The following is a 17,156-nucleotide window of genomic DNA, read 5'->3' on the forward strand; positions in this document are numbered from 1 at the left end:
GTCCTTCGAGGCTCGCCTGCGGCTCGCACCTCAGGATGAGGATTTCAGCAACAGACTTCCTCATCCTGAGGCGCCCGCGAAGTGGGCCTCGAAGGACGCACCGCGCCTAAAGCCGCGCCGGAATCCGCACCGGCAAGCTCTCATAGCCCTTCACGAAGCTGGAATAGACCCGCTTGGGTTCGCCCATCACCTCGATCTTCGGGAAGCGCTTGAGAATCTCCTCCCAGATGATCTTCAGTTGCAGCTCGGCCAGGCGGTTGCCGACGCAGCGGTGGATGCCGAAGCCGAACGACAGATGCTGGCGGGCGCGAGGCCGGTCGATCAGAAAGGCGTTCGGGTTCTCGATGACGGTCTCGTCGCGGTTGCCCGAGACGTACCACATCACGACCTTGTCGCCCTTGCGGATGGTCTTGCCCGACAGCTCGAAGTCCGCGATCGCCGTGCGGCGCATGTAGGCCAGGGGCGTCTGCCAGCGGATGATCTCCGAGACCATGTTGGGGATCAGCGACGGGTCGGCGCGCAGCTTGGCCTCCTCCGCCGGGTTCTGGCTCAGGGCCAGCAGGCCGCCGGTGATCGAGTTGCGGGTGGTGTCATTGCCGCCGACGATCAGCAGCAGGATGTTCCCCAGATATTCGAACGGCGGCATGTTCCGCGTCGCCTCGCCGTGGGCCAGCATCGAGATCAGGTCGTTGCCGGGCTCGGTCGAATTGACCCGCTGGTTCCACAGCTCGGTGAAATAGGCCAGGCATTCCAGCAGCTCGGCCCGGCGCTGGTCCTCGCTGTCGACGATGCCGGCTCCCGGGACAGCGGTGGTGACGTCGGACCAGCGGGTCAGCTTGCGGCGCTCCTCCCACGGGAAGTCGAACAGGGTGGCCAGCATCTGGGTGGTCAGCTCGATCGACACCTTGTCGACCCAGTCGAAGGTCTCGCCGATCGGCAGGTCGTCGAGGATCTCGCCGACCCGCTCGCGGATCGTGCCTTCCAGCAGCGCCAGGTTCACCGGCGAGACGATCGGGCTGACGGTCTTGCGCTGGATGTCGTGCTTGGGCGGATCCATGGCGATGAACATCGGCAGGACGAAGTCCTCGTCGAAGTTGCGGATCGTGATGCCGCCGAAGCTGCTGTCCGACGAGAACACCTGATGCGTCGTGTCGACCGTCATGATGTCGGCATAGCGGGTGATCGACCAGTAGGGGCCGTATTCGCCGTGGGCGCAGTAGTGAACCGGGTCCTCGGCCCGCAGCCGCTCGAAATAGGGCCAGTGGGCGTCGGCCTGGAACAGGGCGGGATCAGCGACGTCGATCTGCGCCAAGGGCATGGCGTAGGCCTTGGCCCGCGCCGCGTCCCTCTGGGCGTCGCTCGACAGGTCGATGGCTCCGTCGCTCATGGCGACCTCCCTGAAACATCTGTTTTGACGATGGAGCCACAAGCGGGCTGGTTTGTCACGATGACGCAAGCGGCGCCCCGCCGCAGGTCCGGCCTCTTGTCTTGCGGGGCTGCCGGGTCCATCTCTCCGCCATGTTCATCCAGACCGAAACCACGCCCAATCCCGAGGTCCTGAAGTTCCTGCCCGGCCGCGAAGTGCTGGGAGAGGGCGCGCGGGAGTTCAAGACGATGGAGGAGGGCGACGCCTCGCCCCTGGCCGAGGCGCTGTTCCGTCTCGGCGACGTCAACCGCGTGTTCTTCGGTCCGGACTTTCTCACCGTGACCAAGGCCGAGGGGGCGGAGTGGCCGCACCTGAAGGCGCCGATCCTGGCCGCCATCATGGACCACTTCACCAGCGGCCGGCCCTTGCTGCTGGACCAGGTCGAGAGCGGCCACGACCAGGACGGCGTCTACGACGAGGAAACCTCGCAGATCGTCGCCGAGATCAAGGACCTGCTCGACACCCGCATCCGCCCGGCCGTGGCCCAGGACGGCGGCGACATCGTGTTCAGCAAGTTCGAGCCGGCCACCGGCGTGGTCTGGCTGCACATGCGCGGCGCCTGCTCGGGCTGCCCGTCGTCGTCGGCCACGCTGAAGGCGGGCGTCGAGAACATGCTCAAGCACTATGTGCCGGAAGTGACCCGGGTCGAGCAGACGCTCTAGCCCCGAACCGGCCTTCGCGCGTGCGCGTGGAGGCAAGGGAATACGCCTGCGGTGTCTTGTCAGCGCCTTTCGACGGCCTTATTGTAACTGTATAAGTTGCAGTTATATCGTCCATAAGGATCGCTGATGGCCAGGCTCGCCGACACGGCTCTCGACCAACTGTTCACCAAGGCCCGCACGCGCAACGGCTGGAGCGACCAGCCCATCCCCGAACCGGTGCTGCGCGAGCTGTACGACCTGGTGAAGTTCGGCCCGACCGCGGCCAACACCACCCCGGCGCGTTTCCTGTTCCTGCAGAGCCCCGAAGCCAAGGCCAGACTGGCGGCGCTGTCGTCGGGCTCGAACGGTCCGAAGATCCTCCAGGCCCCGGTCACCGTCATCGTCGGCTACGACCTGGATTTCCCCGAGACCCTGGACCGCCTGTTCCCCAACGCCCCGGGCGCCAAGCACTGGTTCGGCGATCCCGCGGCCAAGGAGGTCGGCGCCCTGCGCAACAGCTCGCTGCAAGGCGGCTATTTCATCCTGGCGGCGCGGGCGCTGGGCCTGGACGTCGGCCCGATGTCGGGCTTCGACAACGCCGCCGTCGACAAGGAATTCTTCGCCGGGACGAACATCAAGTCGAACTTCATCGCCTCGATCGGCTACGGCACCGAAGAGAACCTGTTCCCGCGCAATCCGCGCCTGGACTTCGAGGAAGCCGCGAAGATCCTGTGATCGGGTCCTGAGACCCCAAAAGGTTGTCATCCCGGAAAGCGCGGAGCGCTTGTCCGGGATGACAACTTCTTTGTGCGGCGGATGCACATGTCGGCGACCCGGTGCTAGAACCGCCCCATGACCCAGCGCCTCGCCCTGATCGCCGCTCCGCTGCTGCTGCTCGCCGCCTGCGGCCCCGCCAAGCAAGCCGACACCGCCGCGCCGCCGGCCGCCGCGGGCTCGGAGGTCCCGAAGTCTGGACCCGTCGCCATCGCGGTCACGCCCTATGTCGGCGGGCCGCTGCATGTACGCGCCGACGGCGTGGGGCCGATCACCGGCGAAACGGCCTTCGACGAGGCGACCATCAAGGCCCTGTTCCCCAAGGCGGTGGTCAAGAGCGCCTTCATCCATACCGGCGAGGGTCCGCCTGGACCGATCATCACCGTCGAACAGGACAACGTCCCGCTGCTGGAGATCGGCAAGGGCTCCGAAGGCGGCATCGGCGAGATCCGCCTGGCCGGCGGGCCGGTCGAGGGTCCCAAGGGCGAAGCCCTGCTCGCAAGGTGGGCCGACCTGTCGTTCGACATCGCCCAGTGCCGGGCGGGCGAGGGCCGCACCGTCAACCAGGCCGTCTGCGTGCGGCCCGAGGCCCCGACCGTGTCCTACGTGTTCGGCGTCCCCGGCTGGGCCAAGGGCGGCCTGCCGCCGGTCGAGGTGCTGAAGGCCAAGGGCCAGCTGAACGAGTTCGTCTGGCGTCCGGCCGAGAAGGCCGCGGTCGGCGCGGCCTGATCCGATGCTCCGACCCCTGATCCTCGCCGTTCCGCTGCTGGTCCTGGCCGCCTGCGGACCGGCCGACAAGCCCGCCGGCTCCAAGGCCGCGGCGCCCGCGACCGCCGCGGCTTCCGTCATGGTGACGCGGCAAGACGCGTCCGGCGCCGTCGACCGCTTCACGCCCTATGGGGGCGGCCCACTGATGCTGGACGAGTTCTCGGTCGGCCCGGTCATGGCCCAGACCGACTTCTCGCTCGACGCCATCAAGCCCCGCTTTCCGAAAGCGGTGGTGAAAGCCGCCTTCCTGCATCAGGGCTCGGGCGAACCGACGCCGATCATCACCGTCGAGCAGGGCGGCGGCGCGATCGAGATCCAGGGCAATCCCGGCACGACCAAGGTTGGCGACATCCGCGTCGCCGGCGGCTCTCCTCAAGGACCGCGCGGCGAGACGCTCGGGATGAAATGGGCCGCCGCCGGCATGGACTATCCGCGCTGCTGGGCGGGGAAGGATCGCGACGTCCACGCGGTGATCTGCACCCAGCCCGGCGAGCCGGTGCTGCGCTACGTGTTCGGCGTGCCCGGCTGGACACAGGATGCCATGCCGCCTGAAGCGACGCTGCGGGACAAGGCCGTGCTGCGCGAGTTCCTGTGGCGCGGCGGGGCGCCTGTCCAATGATCCTCGCCCTCGACACCTGCCTGGGCGCCAGCTCCGTGGCGATCCTGGACGGCGAGACTGTCCGCGCCGCCCGCAGCGAGCCGATGACCCGGGGGCACCAGGAGCGCATCGCCGTCCTGGCCCGGGAGGTCGCCGCCGAGGCCGGCGTCAAGTTCCCCGACTTGACCCGGATCGCCGTCACCGTCGGTCCCGGCTCGTTCACCGGCCTGCGGGTGGGGCTGTCGTTCGCCAAGGGCCTGGCCACGGCCCTGTCGATCCCCTGCGTCGGGGTCAATACGCTGGAGGCCCTGGCCGCCTCGGCGAACGCGGCCGGGTTGGTGGCCGGGGTGCTCGACGCCAAGATGGGCCAGGTCTATCTGCAGGTGTTCGACGGCGGAAAGGCGCTGATGGCCCCCGACGCCCTGGAGGTCGGGGTCGCCGCCGCCCGCCTGGCCGAACTTTACTCCGGCGGGCCGGCTGCCTTGGTCGGCTCGGGCGGGCCGCTGGTCGCCGACGTCCTGCCCGGCGCGACCGTGCTGACGCTGGCCTATGCCGACCCCGTCGCCGTCGCCCGCCTGGCCGCCGCCAGGCCCGCGCCCGGCCATTCGCCCCGGCCGCTTTATCTGCGCGCGCCCTACGCCGTGGCGCCGGCGGCATGATCCTGCGTCCCGTCGGGCTGGAAGCCTGCTTCACCCTGGCCGACCTGCACGACCGCGCCTTCGACCGGCCCTGGTCGGCCGAGGAATTCGAGACCCTGCTCAAGGGCCCCGGCGTCTTCGCCGTGCTGGGCGAGGCGGGCGAGCCCGAAGAGCCCAAGGGCTTCATCCTGTGCCGGGCCATCGCCGGCGAGGCCGAGATCCTGACCGTGGCGGTCGATCCGGCCGCCCGCCGTCGCGGCTGGGGCGCGGCCCTGGTCGGGATGGCCGCCGGGATCGCCCGGGAAGCCGCCGCCGTCGAGATGTTCCTGGAGGTCGCGGCCGACAACGCCGCGGCGATCGGGCTCTACCAGGCCGCCGGTTTTGCCCGCGTGGGCCTGAGAAAAGGCTATTATCCCCACCCGGATGGGGCCAAGGACGCGGTGGTGATGCGTCGGGTGCTTAACAGCTAGCGCCCAAGCCCCTATCTTGCCCGCGAATCTGGCTTGGATTCATCTTTCCGGAGACGCCGCCGTGGACCGCCTCGAAAAGCTCTGCATCGAAAAGGGCATGCGCATGACCGACCAGCGTCGGGTCATCGCCCGCGTGCTGTCGGCGGCCGACGACCATCCGGACGTCGAGGAACTGCACCGCCGCGCCCACGCCGTGGATCCGCACATCTCGATCGCCACCGTCTATCGGACCGTGCGGCTGTTCGAGGAAAGCGGCATCATCGAGCGCCACGACTTCCGCGACGGCCGCTCGCGCTACGAAGAGACCCCCGACCATCACCACGACCACCTGATCGACATGAAGACCGGCAAGGTCGTCGAGTTCGTGGACGAGGAGATCGAGGCCCTGCAGAACGCCATCGCGCGCAAGCTGGGCTACAAGCTGGTGGACCACCGGCTGGAGCTTTATGGGGTTCCGATCGAGGAGTGACGTCACTCTAAATCCTCCCCCTGTGGGGGAGGCGGCGCGAAGGCGCCGGTGGGGGAATAGACCCACATCAGCAAACTCCCCTCTCCGTCGGCTTCGCCGATACCTCTCCCACGGGGAGAGGGGCTATGAGGTGTGGCGCCGACGACCTTGCGCGTTAACGCCCTCGCGCTCATAACGCCCCGATGAGCGAGACCCCGCAAAAGCGCCTCTATATCAAGACCTACGGCTGTCAGATGAACGTCTATGACAGCGAGCGCATGGCCGATGTCCTGCGTCCGCTGGGCTATGGCGTGGTCGACGAGCCCGAAGGGGCCGATCTGGTGGTGCTCAACACCTGCCACATCCGCGAGAAGGCCACCGAGAAGGTCTATTCGGAACTGGGCTACATCAAGCAGATGAAGGGCCGCAAGGCCGAGGCCGGCGGCCAGATGACCATCGCCGTGGCCGGCTGCGTGGCCCAGGCCGAGGGCCAGGAGATCATGCGTCGCCAGCCGGCGGTCGACCTGGTGGTCGGGCCCCAGGCCTATCATCAGCTGCCCGAGCTGATCGCCCGCGCCCACCGGGCCACCGGCGAGCGCCTGTCGGCCGACTTCGCCGCCGACGAGAAGTTCGACGCCCTGCCGGCCGAGCGCCAGGTCAACGGCGTCAGCGCCTTCCTGACCGTGCAGGAGGGCTGCGACAAGTTCTGCACCTTCTGCGTGGTGCCCTACACCCGCGGCGGCGAGTGGTCGCGGCCGCCCGAGCAGATCGAGGACGAAGCCAAGCGTCTGGCCGACCAGGGCGTGCGCGAGGTCACCCTGCTGGGCCAGAACGTCAACGCCTATGACGGCGGCGGCTACACCCTGGCCCGGCTGGTCCGGCGACTGGCGAAGATCCCGGGCCTGGATCGCATCCGCTACACCACCAGCCACCCGCGCGACATGGGCGACGACCTGATCGAGGCCCACGGCGAGCTGCCGCAGCTGATGCCCTATCTGCACCTGCCGGTGCAGGCCGGGTCGGACAAGATCCTCAAGGCCATGAACCGCGACCACACGGCCGAAAGCTACGTGCGGCTGATCGAGAAGATCCGCGCCGCCCGGCCCGACATCGCCATGAGCGGCGACTTCATCGTCGGCTTTCCCGGCGAGCGCGACGGCGATTTCGACAAGACCCTGGAGCTGGTCCGCGAGGTCGGCTTCGCCTCGGCCTTCTCGTTCAAATACTCGCGCCGCCCCGGCACCCCGGCCTCGGCCATGCCCGGTCAGGTCGACGAGGCGGTCAAGGCCGAGCGCTTGGACCGGCTGAACGCCCTGCTCGACGAACAACAGAAGGCCTTCAACGCCCTGCAGGTCGGCAAGGTCTTGCCGGTGCTGTTCGAGAAAAAAGGCCGCAACCCCGGTCAAATCGTCGGCCGCAGCCCCTACCTGCAGGCGGTCCACGCGGTGGGCCCCGACAACCTGCTGGGCCAGATCGTTCCCGTCCGTATCGAGTCGTCGGCCAAGATGAGCCTGGGCGGCGTGCTCGAGAGCCAATCCCAGCTGGAGTCCGCTTGAGCCGCACGCCTGAGTTCCTGCCCCTGTCCGACACGGCCGTGCGCGCCGTTTCCGGCCCGAACGGCCGTCACGCCGCCCTGATCGAGGACGCCTTCAAGGTGTTGATCGAGACGCCGGGCGGCGGCGTCACCATCACCGGCGACGTCAAGGGCCGCTCCAGCGCCAAGCGGGCGATCGTCGCCCTGGCCGACCGCGCCGACGCCGACGACGAGGTGGTCGAGGCCGACGTGCGGGTGGCGGTGGGCGAGGCCCACAGCGCCGGCGGCCAGGCCTCGCCGCGGGCCGTGCGCAAGGGCTCGGTGTCGCCCAAGACCAAGGGCCAGGCCCGCTACATGGAGGCCATGCTCAGCCATCCGCTGTGCTTCGGCCTCGGTCCGGCCGGCACCGGCAAGACCTTCCTGGCCGTGGCCCATGGCGCGGGCATGCTGCTGCGCGGCGAGGTCGACCGGCTGATCGTCACCCGCCCGGCGGTCGAGGCCGGCGAGAAACTGGGCTTTCTTCCGGGCGATCTCAACGAGAAGGTCGATCCCTACATGGCCCCGGTCTGGGAGGCCCTGACCGACATCATGGGCGCCGACCAGCTGCGCCGCCGCCGCGACAAGCTGGAGATCGAGGTCGCCCCGATCGCCTTCATGCGCGGCCGCACCCTGGCCCATGCCTTCGTCATCGTCGATGAGGCCCAGAACTGCTCGCGCCTGCAGATGAAGATGGTCCTGACCCGGCTGGGCGAGGGCGCGCGGATGGTGGTGACGGGCGACCCGACCCAGGTCGACCTGCTGAACCCCCGCGATTCCGGCCTGGCACACGCGGTGTCGATCCTGGAGGGCGTCGAGGGCGTGGCGGTGTCGCGCTTCACCTCGGCCGACGTGGTCCGCCACCCACTGGTCGAGCGCATCGTCAAGGCCTACGACGCCGACGCCCTGCAGACCACGACCCGCTAGATGACCATCACCGTGGACATCGAGATCGAGGACGAGGCCTGGACCAGGGCCGAGCCCGAGGCCGAGGCTCTGGTCTGGCGCGCCGCCCAGGCGGTGCTGGACGCCCACGAGGACATCGAGGGCCAGGGCATCGTCATCCTTTTGGCCGACGATGACAGCGTCCAGGTCCTGAACCGCGACTTCCGCCAGAAGGACTACGCGACCAACGTCCTGTCCTTCCCCTCGCCGCCCAATCTCGAAGGCCAGATCGGCGACATCGTCCTGGCGTTCGGGGTCTGCGCCCGCGAGGCGGCCGAGCAAGGAAAGCCTCTGGCGCACCACTTGCAACATCTGGTGGCGCACGGGGTGCTTCATCTCTTAGGATACGACCATCAGGACGACGCCGAGGCGCAGGCCATGGAAGCGTTCGAGCGCGAGATCCTCGCGGGCTTGGACATTCCCGACCCCTATGCCGAACCCGCGTCCCCAGAGGGATAACCAAGCCAGGGCATGCCCAGCGACGACCAGAGTTCCACGCCCGCCGGCCCGGCTCGCCTGAGCCGGGGTGTGCGGGCGTTCTTCCGCAAGATGCGCAAGGACCTCGCCGGCCGGGGCGTGCCGGGCCTGGCCGAGGCCTCGCGTCCGGCCGACCCCGCCATGGTCCACGAGGTCGATATGGTCGACCAGGCCGAGGCGTTCCAGAGCCTGCGGGTGGCCGACGTGATGACCCCGCGCGCCGACATCGTGGCGGTCGAGGTCTCCACGGCGTTCGAGGCGGTGGTGGCCCAGTTCACCGAGGCCGAGCACTCGCGGATGCCGATCTATCGCGAGACGCTGGACGACCCGGTCGGGGTGGTCCACGTCAAGGACGTGTTCCGCCTGCTGGCCGATGACGACAAGCGCCCGGGCCCGACCGACCAGATCCTGCACCGGCTGCGGCGCGAGGCGCTGTATGTTCCCGCTTCGATGCGGGCCGCCGACCTGCTGCTGCGCATGCGCACCAGCCGCATCCACATGGCCCTGGTCATCGACGAGTTCGGCGGCACCGACGGTCTGGTGACGATGGAGGACCTGATCGAGGCGGTGGTCGGCGAGATCGACGACGAGCACGACGACGCCCAGGTCTCCAGCATCGTGGCCCGTCCCGGCGGCCTGTTCGAGGTCGACGCCCGCGCGCCGTTGGAGGATCTGGAGGCCGTTCTCGACCGCGACCTGGCCCCGCCCGACATGGAAGAGGACATCGACACCGTCGCCGGCCTGGTCGTGGCCCTGGCCGGCCGGGTGCCGCAGCGGGGCGAGGTGATCGCCCATCCGGCCGGCTTCGACCTGGAGGTCGTCGAGGCCGATCCGCGCCGCGTGCGCCGGATCCGCGTGCGCCCGGCCGTCGAGCTCGGCGCCGAGACCGCCGAGCAACCCGGCCGCGTGGCCGCTTCGTGAACCTGCCGCCCCTGCCGAAGCTGACGCCATGGCGCGCCCAGGGCTTGGCCCTGCTGGCGGGCCTCGCCGCCGCCCTGGCCCATCCGCCGTTCGGGATCCTGCCCGGCCTGCTGGGCTACGCCCTGCTGCTCTGGCTGCTGGACGCGATCGATGGTCCCCGTCCCTTGCGCTCGGCCTTCCTGCGCGGCTGGCTGACGGGGCTGGCCTATTTCGGCCTCTCCACCTGGTGGATCGCCGAGGCCTTCATGGTCGACGCCGCCAACCAGGGCTGGATGGCCCCGTTCGCGGTGGCCGCCATGGCCGCCGGCATGGCGCTGTTCTGGGGGCTGGCGGCGGTGCTCTACCGCCTGATCCGTCCGTCCGGCGTGCGGCGGGTGCTGGTGTTCGCAGGGGCCTATGCCGTCCTGGAATGGACGCGCGGCCACATCCTGACCGGCTTCCCCTGGAACCTGCCCGGCGAGACCTGGCGGGCCGGCTCGGCCGTGTCGCAGGTCGCGGCGGTGGTCGGCGCCTATGGCCTGACCTGGATCACCCTGGCCATCGCCGCGGCTCCCGCTGTCTGGCGTGACGGCCGGCGCGGCCGGATCGCGGTCGGCGCGGCCGTCGCCGGTCTGGTCGTGCTCTTCGCCGGCGGATGGTTGTTGCGCGCCGCGCCGCCGCCGGCCGCCGGTCGACCGCCGACGACCGTCCGCATCGTCCAGGCCGACATCCCGCAGGAATCCAAGTGGGACGAGCGACGGTTCGCCCAGATCGTCCAGGCCTATGTCTCGCTGACCGCCAGGCCCTACGCGGCCAAGCCGGCCGACATTGTCGTCTGGCCCGAGGGCGCCCTGCCGCTGGCGATCAACGACTACATGGTTCCCGGCAGCTGGGTGCGGCAGGCCATCGTCGACGCCCTGCGGCCCGGCCAGCTGATGCTGCTGGGCGGCTATCGCTACGAGGGGACGCCCGACAAGCCAGTCTACTACAACAGCCTGGTCGCCCTCCGACGGACGGCGAGCGATGTCGAGGTGGTCGGGATCTACGACAAGCACCGCCTGGTGCCGTTCGGCGAATACCTGCCGGCCGACGCCCTGATGACCCGGCTGGGCGTCAAGAGCATGGCCCACCTCGGCGACGGCTTCGCCACCGGTCCGGAGCCCCGACCGCTGCGGATCGCCGCTGACCTGCTGGTCCAGCCGCTGATCTGCTACGAAAGCCTGTTCCCGCGCCTGGCCAAGCCCGTCCGGGGCGTGCGCGCCATCGTCAATGTCTCCAACGACGCCTGGTTCGGGGTTACGTCCGGACCGCTGCAGCACCTGAACCTGGCCAGCTACCGCGCCATCGAGACGGGCCTGCCCTTGATCCGCGCGACGCCCACCGGCGTCTCGGCCCTGATCGACGCCCAGGGACGAATCTTGCCCGGCGCCCGCTTGAAACTTGGCGAATCAGGCGTGATCGACGGTAATGTCCCTAATGTCGGATCGCCGACCCTGTTCTCCAGACTTGGGCATTGGCCGTTCGCGCTGCTGCTTTTGGTTTCATTTGCCGCCGCGATTCGCGTCCCAGGGGGTCGGAGCTTGGAAAAAGTCCCAAACTGAAACAGACAGGCTTCCAGATTATCCGTGGCTTTTCTCCCAGTGATTGAAACGGCATGAACACGACCCCTGACCAAGACCGCTCCCCCAATCCGATCGACCTGCACGTCGGCGCCCGCATCCGCATGCGGCGCAAGATTCTCGGCGTCAGCCAGGAGCGTCTGGCCGATGACCTGGGTCTGACCTTCCAGCAGGTGCAGAAGTACGAGCGCGGCGCCAACCGCGTCAGCGCCTCCAAGCTCTACGAGATCGCCAGGAGCCTGCAGTCGTCGGTCTCCTACTTCTTCGAGGGCCTGGCCGACCCGACCGACGTCGACGGCTTCGAGGAAAACGGCTCCGAGCAGTTCGTGCACGACTTCCTGATGACGCCGGAAGGCCTGGAGCTGGCCGCCCTGTTCCCGCGCATCGGCAAGTCCCGTGTCCGGCGGCGCATTCTCGACCTCGTCCGATCGATGGCCGACGAGATCGCCGAGGAAGAGCCGGAAGCCTGATCGGCGAAAGCGGGCTCGGGCGGCTTGCGGACATAAACATATCTTTATATGTTCGCGACTAGTCCCTCGGACAGACCGTCCGAGCGGGCGACGTCATGTCCGGAGCTGACCCTTGAGCCGTTCTTCCTACATCTTCACCAGCGAAAGCGTTTCCGAAGGCCATCCGGACAAGGTCGCCGACCGGATCAGCGACACCGTGGTCGACGCCTTCCTCAGCGCCGACCCGGAGGCGCGCGTCGCCTGCGAGACCCTGGTCACCACCAACCGCGTCGTCTTGGCCGGCGAAGTGCGGGCCGGCAAGCCGGGCGGCGACAAGGCCGCCAACAAGGCGCTGACCAAGGACATCCTCGGTTCGCTGGAGTCCAAGGTCCGCGCGGCGGTCAAGGACATCGGCTACGAACAGAAGGGCTTCCACTGGCAGAAGGCGAAGTTCGCCAATTACCTGCACGGCCAGTCGGCTCACATCGCCCAGGGCGTTGACGCCTCGGACAAGAAGGACGAAGGCGCCGGCGACCAGGGCATCATGTTCGGCTACGCCAGCACCGAGACCCCGGAGCTGATGCCGGCCACCCTGCAGTACAGCCACAACATCCTCAGCCGCCTGGCCCAGCTGCGCCACTCGGGCGAGCTGTCGGAGCTGGAGCCGGACGCCAAAAGCCAGGTGACCCTGGAATACGACGCCGCCGGCAAGCCGGTCCGCGTCGTCTCGATCGTGGTGTCGCACCAGCACAAGAAGAAGATCGACGGCAAGGCCGCGACCTCCAAGCGCGTGCTCGACCTGATCAAGCCGCACATCCTGCCGATCTTCCCGGAGGGCCTGATCACCAAGAAGACCCAGTGGCTGGTCAATCCGACCGGTCGCTTCGAGATCGGCGGCCCGGACGGCGACGCCGGCGTCACCGGTCGCAAGATCATCGTCGATACCTACGGCGGCGCGGCCCCGCACGGCGGCGGCGCCTTCTCGGGCAAGGATCCGACCAAGGTCGACCGCTCGGCCGCCTATGCCTGCCGCTACCTGGCCAAGAACGTCGTGGCCGCCGGCCTGGCCGAGCGCTGCACCATCCAGATCGCCTATGCGATCGGCGTGGCCCAGCCCGTGTCGTTCCACGTCGATCTGCACGGCACCGGCAAGGTCGATCCCGAGGTGCTGGAAAAGCTGCTGCCGCAGCTGATCGGCGGCGCCACCCCGCGCTCGATCCGCGAGCACCTGCAGCTGAACAAGCCGATCTACGCCCGCACCGCCGCCTACGGCCACTTCGGCCGCACGCCGGACAACGAAGGCGGCTTCTCGTGGGAGAAGACCGACCTGGTGTCGGAGCTGAAGGGCCTGGCGTAGGCCTGGAAACACCCGGGGACAGGCGCATGCGCCTGTCCCCAACCGTTCAACGGGCCTCGATCCTCGGATCGGGGCCCGTTTTCATTTCGACTTCAAAGCTCTAAGACCCCGCCCATGACCCATCCCCAACAGCCCCACGGGCCGCTGCGCTCGTTCGGCCGCCTGAAGTCGCGCCCCGTCAAGCCGCGCCAGCAGGCCCTGCTCGACAGCCTGCTGCCGAAGATCGCCTTGCCGACCGCGGCGTTTCAGCCGCAGGACCTGATGCCGGGCGCCGCGGAAGTCTGGCTGGAGATCGGTTTCGGCGGCGGCGAGCACATGGCCGCCCAGGCTGGTCGCCGGCCGGATGTGCTGGTGATCGGCGCCGAGCCCTTCGTCAACGGCGTGGCCAGCGCCGTTCGCCATGTCGAGGAGCAAGGGCTGAAGAACGTCCGCATCCACGAGGGCGACGCCCGCGACCTGGTCGACTGGCTGCCCGACGCCAGTGTCGACCGGCTGTTCATCATGTTCCCCGACCCCTGGCACAAGGCCCGGCACAATAAGCGCCGGCTGATCCAGCCGGCCTTCGTGACCGAACTGGCGCGGGTGCTGAAGCCGGGCGCGGCCTTCCGCTTCGCCACCGACTGGGCCGACTACGCGGAGTGGACGCTCGAGCGGGTGCTGGCCGACCCGGCCTTCGGTTTCGCCGACGAGACCGCCGACCGCAACGCCGCGCCGGCCGACCACGTGACCACCCGCTACGAGGAAAAGAAGCTGGGCGACTGCGCGCCGGTATTCTTGGATTTCGTCAGGAAATGAAGACTTTTTCCCCTCCCCCTCGTGGGGAGGGTGGCCCCGAAGGGGTCGGGTGGGGGATCGGTGCAGGGCGTCCTGGCGGCGGTGAAGCCCCACCCACCAGCTTCGCTGGTCCCCCCTCCCCATAAAGGGGAGGGAAGAAATTTCTTCAGTAGGTCTCGTCGTGGCGCTTGATCGCCGTGCGGATCAGCTCGGCGGTCTCGTCCGGATCGGCCCAGCCGGTGATCTTGGTCGACTTGCCCTTTTCCAGATCCTTGTAGTGCTGGAAAAAGTGGGCGATCTGCTCGGTCAGGATGGTCGGCAGGTCGCGCCAGCTGGACACGCCGGTGTAGAACGGGTGCAGCTTGTCGACCGGCACGGCCAGGATCTTTTCGTCCGAACCGGCCTCGTCGACCATCATCAGGGCGCCGATCGGGCGGCAGCGGATGATCGCGCCGGGCACCACCGGGGTCGGGCCCACGACCATGATGTCGGCCGGGTCGCCGTCGTCGGCCAGGGTGTGCGGGATGAACCCGTAGTTGGCCGGATAGAACATCGCCGTGTGCAGGAAGCGGTCGACCATCAGGGCGCCGCTGGCCTTGTCGATCTCATATTTCACCGGCTCGCCGCCTTGCGGGATCTCGATGACGGCGTTCAGGTCGTACGGCGGGTTGACGCCGACGGCGATCTTGGAGAGGTCCATTGTGACTCTTCGTTTGGGATAGGTCCCGCGGGGAGGCGAGCCTGCGCGGGGGCGCTTATAGGCCACAAGTGCTGCACTGCGGAAGGGGCGACGACGCGTGGCGATCGCAGGGGGCTTCCAACCGCCCAAACATCGCGCTATATAGCTCCTACATCGTCCGTCAGCGCTGATAGCGCTTTCGAGCGGCGGCCCGAAAGGCTGCCGCTTTTTCTTTGGCCGCTCGCCAGCTTGGCTTTTAGCCGGCGCCCGGGCGGCCCAGTGAGTTGAGAGAACCGTGCGCGGCAAGACGCAGGAAGATATCGGTCTGGTCGAGTTGCTCGATCCCGTCGCCGAGTCCGTCGGCTACGAGATCGTCCGCCTGCGCCTAATGGGCGGGGCCGAGCAGCGTCGGCTGCAGATCATGGCCGAACGTCCGCTCCTTGAAGATGGGAGTGGGGGCGACATGAACGTCGAGGACTGCGCCCGCCTGTCGCGCGCCATCTCCGAGATCATGGACGCCGCCGACCCGATCAGCGGCGAATACACCCTGGAAGTCTCCAGCCCGGGCGTCGACCGCCCCCTAACGCGGCTGAAGGACTTCGACACCTATGCTGGCCTGGAGGTCCGCATCGAGCTGGATCGCGTCGCCGAAGGCCGCAAGCGCTTCAAGGGCGAGCTAGCCGGCGTCGAGGACGGCCAGGTGGGCCTGAACCTCGAGGGCGAGGACGACACCACCGTCTATTTCCCGTTCGAATGGATCGTCGTCGCCAAGCTGGTGTTGACGGACCAGCTGATGAAGCGGGGCGCCGAACAGCGCGCCGCGCGCGTCGGGACCGACGCTGACTCCGAAGATCTCGGCGACGACGCCGACGACGATATTGACCTGTCCGAAAGTGAAGAGGACTGACCATGGCCATCGGCATCTCCGCCAACCGCCTCGAGCTGCTGCAGATCGCCGACGCGGTCGCGCGTGAAAAAGGCATCGAGAAGGAGGTCGTCATCGAGGCGATCGAGGACGCCCTGCAGAAGGCCGCCCGCGCCCGCTACGGCGCCGAGCACGACATCCGGGTGAAGATCGACACCAAGACCGGCGAGACCACCCAGAAGCGGGTGATCGAGGTCGTGCCCGACGACTTCGAGCTGGAAGGCGAGATCGGCAAGGTCCAGCTGTCGTCGGCCAAGCGCACCTGGCGCGACGCCGAGGTCGGCAAGATCTACGAGGAAAGCCTGCCGCCGTTCGAGATCGGCCGCGTCCAGACCCAGATGGCCCGCCAGGTCGTCATGCATAAGGTCCGCGAAGCCGAGCGCGAGCGCCAGTACGACGAGTACAAGGACCGCGCCGGCGAGATCGTCAACGGCAGCGTCAAGCGCGTCGAATACGGCAATGTCATCGTCGACCTGGGCCGCGGCGAAGGCATCATGCGCCGCGACCAGTCGATCCCGCGCGAGAACTTCAACGTCGGCGACCGCATCCGCGCCTACATCTACGACGTCCGTCGCGAGACCAAGGGCCCGCAGATCATGCTGTCGCGCGCCCATGGCGGCTTCATGGCCAAGCTGTTCGCGCAGGAAGTGCCGGAAGTCTACGACGGCGTCATCGAGATCCGCGCCGTGGCCCGCGACCCGGGCTCGCGCGCCAAGATGGCCGTGATCTCCAACGACAGCAGCATCGACCCGGTCGGCGCCTGCGTCGGCATGCGCGGCTCGCGCGTCCAGGCGGTGGTGGCCGAGCTGCAGGGCGAGAAGATCGACATCATCCAGTGGTCCGAGGACGAGGCGACCTTCATCGTCAACGCCCTGGCTCCCGCCGAGGTCTCCAAGGTCGTCATGGACGAGGAGGACGAGCGCGTCGAGGTGGTGGTGCCCGACGAGCAGCTGTCGCTGGCCATCGGGCGCCGCGGCCAGAACGTCCGCCTGGCCTCTCAGCTGACCGGCTGGCAGATCGACATCATGACCGAGAGCCAGGAAAGCGAACGCCGCCAGCGCGAGTTCTCCGAGCGCACGGCCCTGTTCCAGGAAGCCCTGGACGTCGACGAGGTCATCGCCCAGCTGCTGGTCACGGAAGGCTTCGCGGCGGTGGAAGACGTCGCCTATGTCGAGCCGCACGAGATCGCCGCCATCGAGGGCTTCGACGACGAGACCGCCGACGAGCTGCAGACCCGGGCGCGCGAGTTCCTGGAAAAGGAAGCCGCCGCCCTGGACGCCAAGCGTCTGGAGTTGGGCGTCGAGGACGGCCTGCTCGAGATCGAGGGCGTCACCCTGCCCGTGGCCGTGGCCCTGGGCGAAGGCGAGGTGAAGTCGGTCGAGGACCTGGCCGGCCTGATCCCCGACGACCTGCGCGGCTGGTTCGAGACCAAGGACGGCGAGCGCACCCGCGAGGCCGGCATCCTGGACAGCTTCAACCTGTCGCCGGAAGACGCCGAGGCCCTGATCATGCGAGCCCGGATCGTCATGGGCTGGGTCGAGGCCCCGCCCGAGCCGGAATATGTCGAAGAGGAAGGCGAGTTCGAGGGGGAGGCGGGCGAAGCGCCGGTCGAAGCTTCGGATGAGGCCGAGGTCTCGGACGAAGCCGTCGAAGAGACCGAAGAACCCAAGGAAGACTGATCCAGCAACCGGGCCTCCC

General features: G+C 68.4%; 19 protein-coding genes and 1 pseudogene. 18 read left to right on the top strand and 2 right to left on the bottom strand.

Going from position 1 to position 17,156, the window contains the following annotated elements; genetic code table 11:
- Positions 1-16: 16 nt before the first annotated feature.
- Positions 17-109, top strand: a pseudogene (locus ACSQ2G_RS08730) (hypothetical protein); the annotation flags it as partial.
- On the opposite strand, the gene ACSQ2G_RS08735 reads toward ACSQ2G_RS08730, so the two are convergent.
- A complete protein-coding gene (locus ACSQ2G_RS08735) occupies positions 107-1,387 on the bottom strand; it encodes a cytochrome P450 (RefSeq protein ID WP_436030023.1) in 1,281 nt (426 codons plus the stop codon). The pseudogene ACSQ2G_RS08730 and the gene ACSQ2G_RS08735 overlap by 3 nt on opposite strands.
- A 131-nt stretch (positions 1,388-1,518) precedes the next feature.
- Here ACSQ2G_RS08735 and ACSQ2G_RS08740 point away from each other — a divergent pair, with 131 nt between their 5' ends.
- The 15 genes from ACSQ2G_RS08740 to trmB all read left to right on the top strand — a co-directional run bounded on the left by ACSQ2G_RS08740 (position 1,519) and on the right by trmB (position 13,875).
- Complete coding sequence (locus ACSQ2G_RS08740; protein WP_436030025.1) at positions 1,519-2,088, top strand: NifU family protein; 570 nt, start codon at positions 1,519-1,521, stop codon at positions 2,086-2,088.
- Between the two features lie 126 nt (positions 2,089-2,214).
- Positions 2,215-2,802: a malonic semialdehyde reductase gene (locus ACSQ2G_RS08745; protein WP_436030027.1), complete on the top strand. Its 588-nt coding sequence runs from the start codon at positions 2,215-2,217 to the stop codon at positions 2,800-2,802.
- A 117-nt stretch (positions 2,803-2,919) separates the two neighbouring features.
- Positions 2,920-3,570, top strand: a complete 651-nt coding sequence (locus tag ACSQ2G_RS08750; RefSeq protein ID WP_436030029.1) for a DUF1131 family protein — start codon at positions 2,920-2,922, stop codon at positions 3,568-3,570.
- A gap of 4 nt (positions 3,571-3,574) precedes the next feature.
- Positions 3,575-4,228, top strand: coding sequence for a DUF1131 domain-containing protein (locus ACSQ2G_RS08755; RefSeq protein ID WP_436030031.1), 654 nt, complete (start codon positions 3,575-3,577; stop codon positions 4,226-4,228).
- On the top strand, positions 4,225-4,866 hold the full coding sequence (gene tsaB, locus ACSQ2G_RS08760; protein ID WP_436030033.1) for a tRNA (adenosine(37)-N6)-threonylcarbamoyltransferase complex dimerization subunit type 1 TsaB: 642 nt from the start codon (positions 4,225-4,227) through the stop codon (positions 4,864-4,866). The genes ACSQ2G_RS08755 and tsaB overlap by 4 nt, the downstream gene beginning before the upstream one ends.
- Positions 4,863-5,315 carry a GNAT family N-acetyltransferase gene (locus tag ACSQ2G_RS08765; protein ID WP_436030035.1) on the top strand — a complete coding sequence of 151 codons (453 nt, stop codon included), beginning with the start codon at positions 4,863-4,865 and terminating at the stop codon, positions 5,313-5,315. The genes tsaB and ACSQ2G_RS08765 overlap by 4 nt, the downstream gene beginning before the upstream one ends.
- A gap of 61 nt (positions 5,316-5,376) precedes the next feature.
- Positions 5,377-5,784 (top strand): Fur family transcriptional regulator, encoded by a 408-nt coding sequence (locus ACSQ2G_RS08770; protein WP_436030036.1) that lies wholly within the window; start codon positions 5,377-5,379, stop codon positions 5,782-5,784.
- 182 nt (positions 5,785-5,966) lie between these two features.
- Positions 5,967-7,319, top strand: a complete 1,353-nt coding sequence (gene miaB / locus ACSQ2G_RS08775) for a tRNA (N6-isopentenyl adenosine(37)-C2)-methylthiotransferase MiaB (protein WP_436030038.1) — start codon at positions 5,967-5,969, stop codon at positions 7,317-7,319.
- The gene (locus ACSQ2G_RS08780; protein ID WP_436030040.1) at positions 7,316-8,260 is read left to right on the top strand and encodes a PhoH family protein; all 945 of its coding nucleotides are present in this window, start codon (positions 7,316-7,318) and stop codon (positions 8,258-8,260) included. Before miaB ends, ACSQ2G_RS08780 begins: the two co-directional genes overlap by 4 nt.
- Before the next feature lie 18 nt (positions 8,261-8,278).
- Positions 8,279-8,737 carry an rRNA maturation RNase YbeY gene (ybeY, locus tag ACSQ2G_RS08785; protein WP_436030556.1) on the top strand — a complete coding sequence of 153 codons (459 nt, stop codon included), beginning with the start codon at positions 8,279-8,281 and terminating at the stop codon, positions 8,735-8,737.
- Positions 8,738-8,749: 12 nt separating this feature from the next.
- Entirely contained in the window at positions 8,750-9,676 is a 927-nt protein-coding gene (locus ACSQ2G_RS08790) for a hemolysin family protein (RefSeq protein ID WP_436030042.1), read from the top strand.
- A complete protein-coding gene (gene lnt / locus ACSQ2G_RS08795) occupies positions 9,673-11,256 on the top strand; it encodes an apolipoprotein N-acyltransferase (protein WP_436030044.1) in 1,584 nt (527 codons plus the stop codon). Before ACSQ2G_RS08790 ends, lnt begins: the two co-directional genes overlap by 4 nt.
- A 53-nt stretch (positions 11,257-11,309) precedes the next feature.
- Positions 11,310-11,744: a helix-turn-helix domain-containing protein gene (locus ACSQ2G_RS08800; protein ID WP_436030046.1), complete on the top strand. Its 435-nt coding sequence runs from the start codon at positions 11,310-11,312 to the stop codon at positions 11,742-11,744.
- Between the two features lie 112 nt (positions 11,745-11,856).
- Positions 11,857-13,080, top strand: a complete 1,224-nt coding sequence (gene metK, locus ACSQ2G_RS08805) for a methionine adenosyltransferase (protein ID WP_436030047.1) — start codon at positions 11,857-11,859, stop codon at positions 13,078-13,080.
- 114 nt (positions 13,081-13,194) lie between these two features.
- The gene (gene trmB, locus ACSQ2G_RS08810) at positions 13,195-13,875 is read left to right on the top strand and encodes a tRNA (guanosine(46)-N7)-methyltransferase TrmB (protein ID WP_436030049.1); all 681 of its coding nucleotides are present in this window, start codon (positions 13,195-13,197) and stop codon (positions 13,873-13,875) included.
- Positions 13,876-14,020: 145 nt separating this feature from the next.
- Here the strand turns inward: trmB and ppa are convergent, their stop codons facing one another.
- Complete coding sequence (gene ppa / locus ACSQ2G_RS08815; protein ID WP_028039714.1) at positions 14,021-14,554, bottom strand: inorganic diphosphatase; 534 nt, start codon at positions 14,552-14,554, stop codon at positions 14,021-14,023.
- Positions 14,555-14,828: 274 nt separating this feature from the next.
- Between ppa and rimP the strand changes: the two genes are divergently transcribed.
- Together rimP and nusA are read left to right on the top strand one after the other, a co-directional pair.
- On the top strand, positions 14,829-15,440 hold the full coding sequence (gene rimP, locus ACSQ2G_RS08820; RefSeq protein ID WP_436030051.1) for a ribosome maturation factor RimP: 612 nt from the start codon (positions 14,829-14,831) through the stop codon (positions 15,438-15,440).
- A 2-nt stretch (positions 15,441-15,442) separates the two neighbouring features.
- On the top strand, positions 15,443-17,137 hold the full coding sequence (gene nusA, locus ACSQ2G_RS08825; protein WP_436030052.1) for a transcription termination factor NusA: 1,695 nt from the start codon (positions 15,443-15,445) through the stop codon (positions 17,135-17,137).
- Positions 17,138-17,156: the final 19 nt, after the last annotated feature.

This window comes from Caulobacter sp. LjRoot300 (assembly GCF_964253875.1).
GTDB lineage: Bacteria > Pseudomonadota > Alphaproteobacteria > Caulobacterales > Caulobacteraceae > Caulobacter.

Bases quoted from the DNA above. Each gene is read 5' to 3' on its own strand.
- ACSQ2G_RS08800 (WP_436030046.1), top strand. From the start codon at position 11,310: ATGAACACGACCCCTGACCAAGACCGCTCCCCCAATCCGATCGACCTG.
- trmB (WP_436030049.1), top strand. From the start codon at position 13,195: ATGACCCATCCCCAACAGCCCCACGGGCCGCTGCGCTCGTTCGGCCGC.
- ACSQ2G_RS08755 (WP_436030031.1), top strand. From the start codon at position 3,575: ATGCTCCGACCCCTGATCCTCGCCGTTCCGCTGCTGGTCCTGGCCGCC.
- ppa (WP_028039714.1), bottom strand. From the start codon at position 14,554: ATGGACCTCTCCAAGATCGCCGTCGGCGTCAACCCGCCGTACGACCTG.
- ACSQ2G_RS08740 (WP_436030025.1), top strand. From the start codon at position 1,519: ATGTTCATCCAGACCGAAACCACGCCCAATCCCGAGGTCCTGAAGTTC.
- ACSQ2G_RS08735 (WP_436030023.1), bottom strand. From the start codon at position 1,387: ATGAGCGACGGAGCCATCGACCTGTCGAGCGACGCCCAGAGGGACGCG.
- ACSQ2G_RS08765 (WP_436030035.1), top strand. From the start codon at position 4,863: ATGATCCTGCGTCCCGTCGGGCTGGAAGCCTGCTTCACCCTGGCCGAC.
- nusA (WP_436030052.1), top strand. From the start codon at position 15,443: ATGGCCATCGGCATCTCCGCCAACCGCCTCGAGCTGCTGCAGATCGCC.
- tsaB (WP_436030033.1), top strand. From the start codon at position 4,225: ATGATCCTCGCCCTCGACACCTGCCTGGGCGCCAGCTCCGTGGCGATC.
- miaB (WP_436030038.1), top strand. From the start codon at position 5,967: ATGAGCGAGACCCCGCAAAAGCGCCTCTATATCAAGACCTACGGCTGT.
- ACSQ2G_RS08750 (WP_436030029.1), top strand. From the start codon at position 2,920: ATGACCCAGCGCCTCGCCCTGATCGCCGCTCCGCTGCTGCTGCTCGCC.
- ACSQ2G_RS08790 (WP_436030042.1), top strand. From the start codon at position 8,750: ATGCCCAGCGACGACCAGAGTTCCACGCCCGCCGGCCCGGCTCGCCTG.
- ACSQ2G_RS08745 (WP_436030027.1), top strand. From the start codon at position 2,215: ATGGCCAGGCTCGCCGACACGGCTCTCGACCAACTGTTCACCAAGGCC.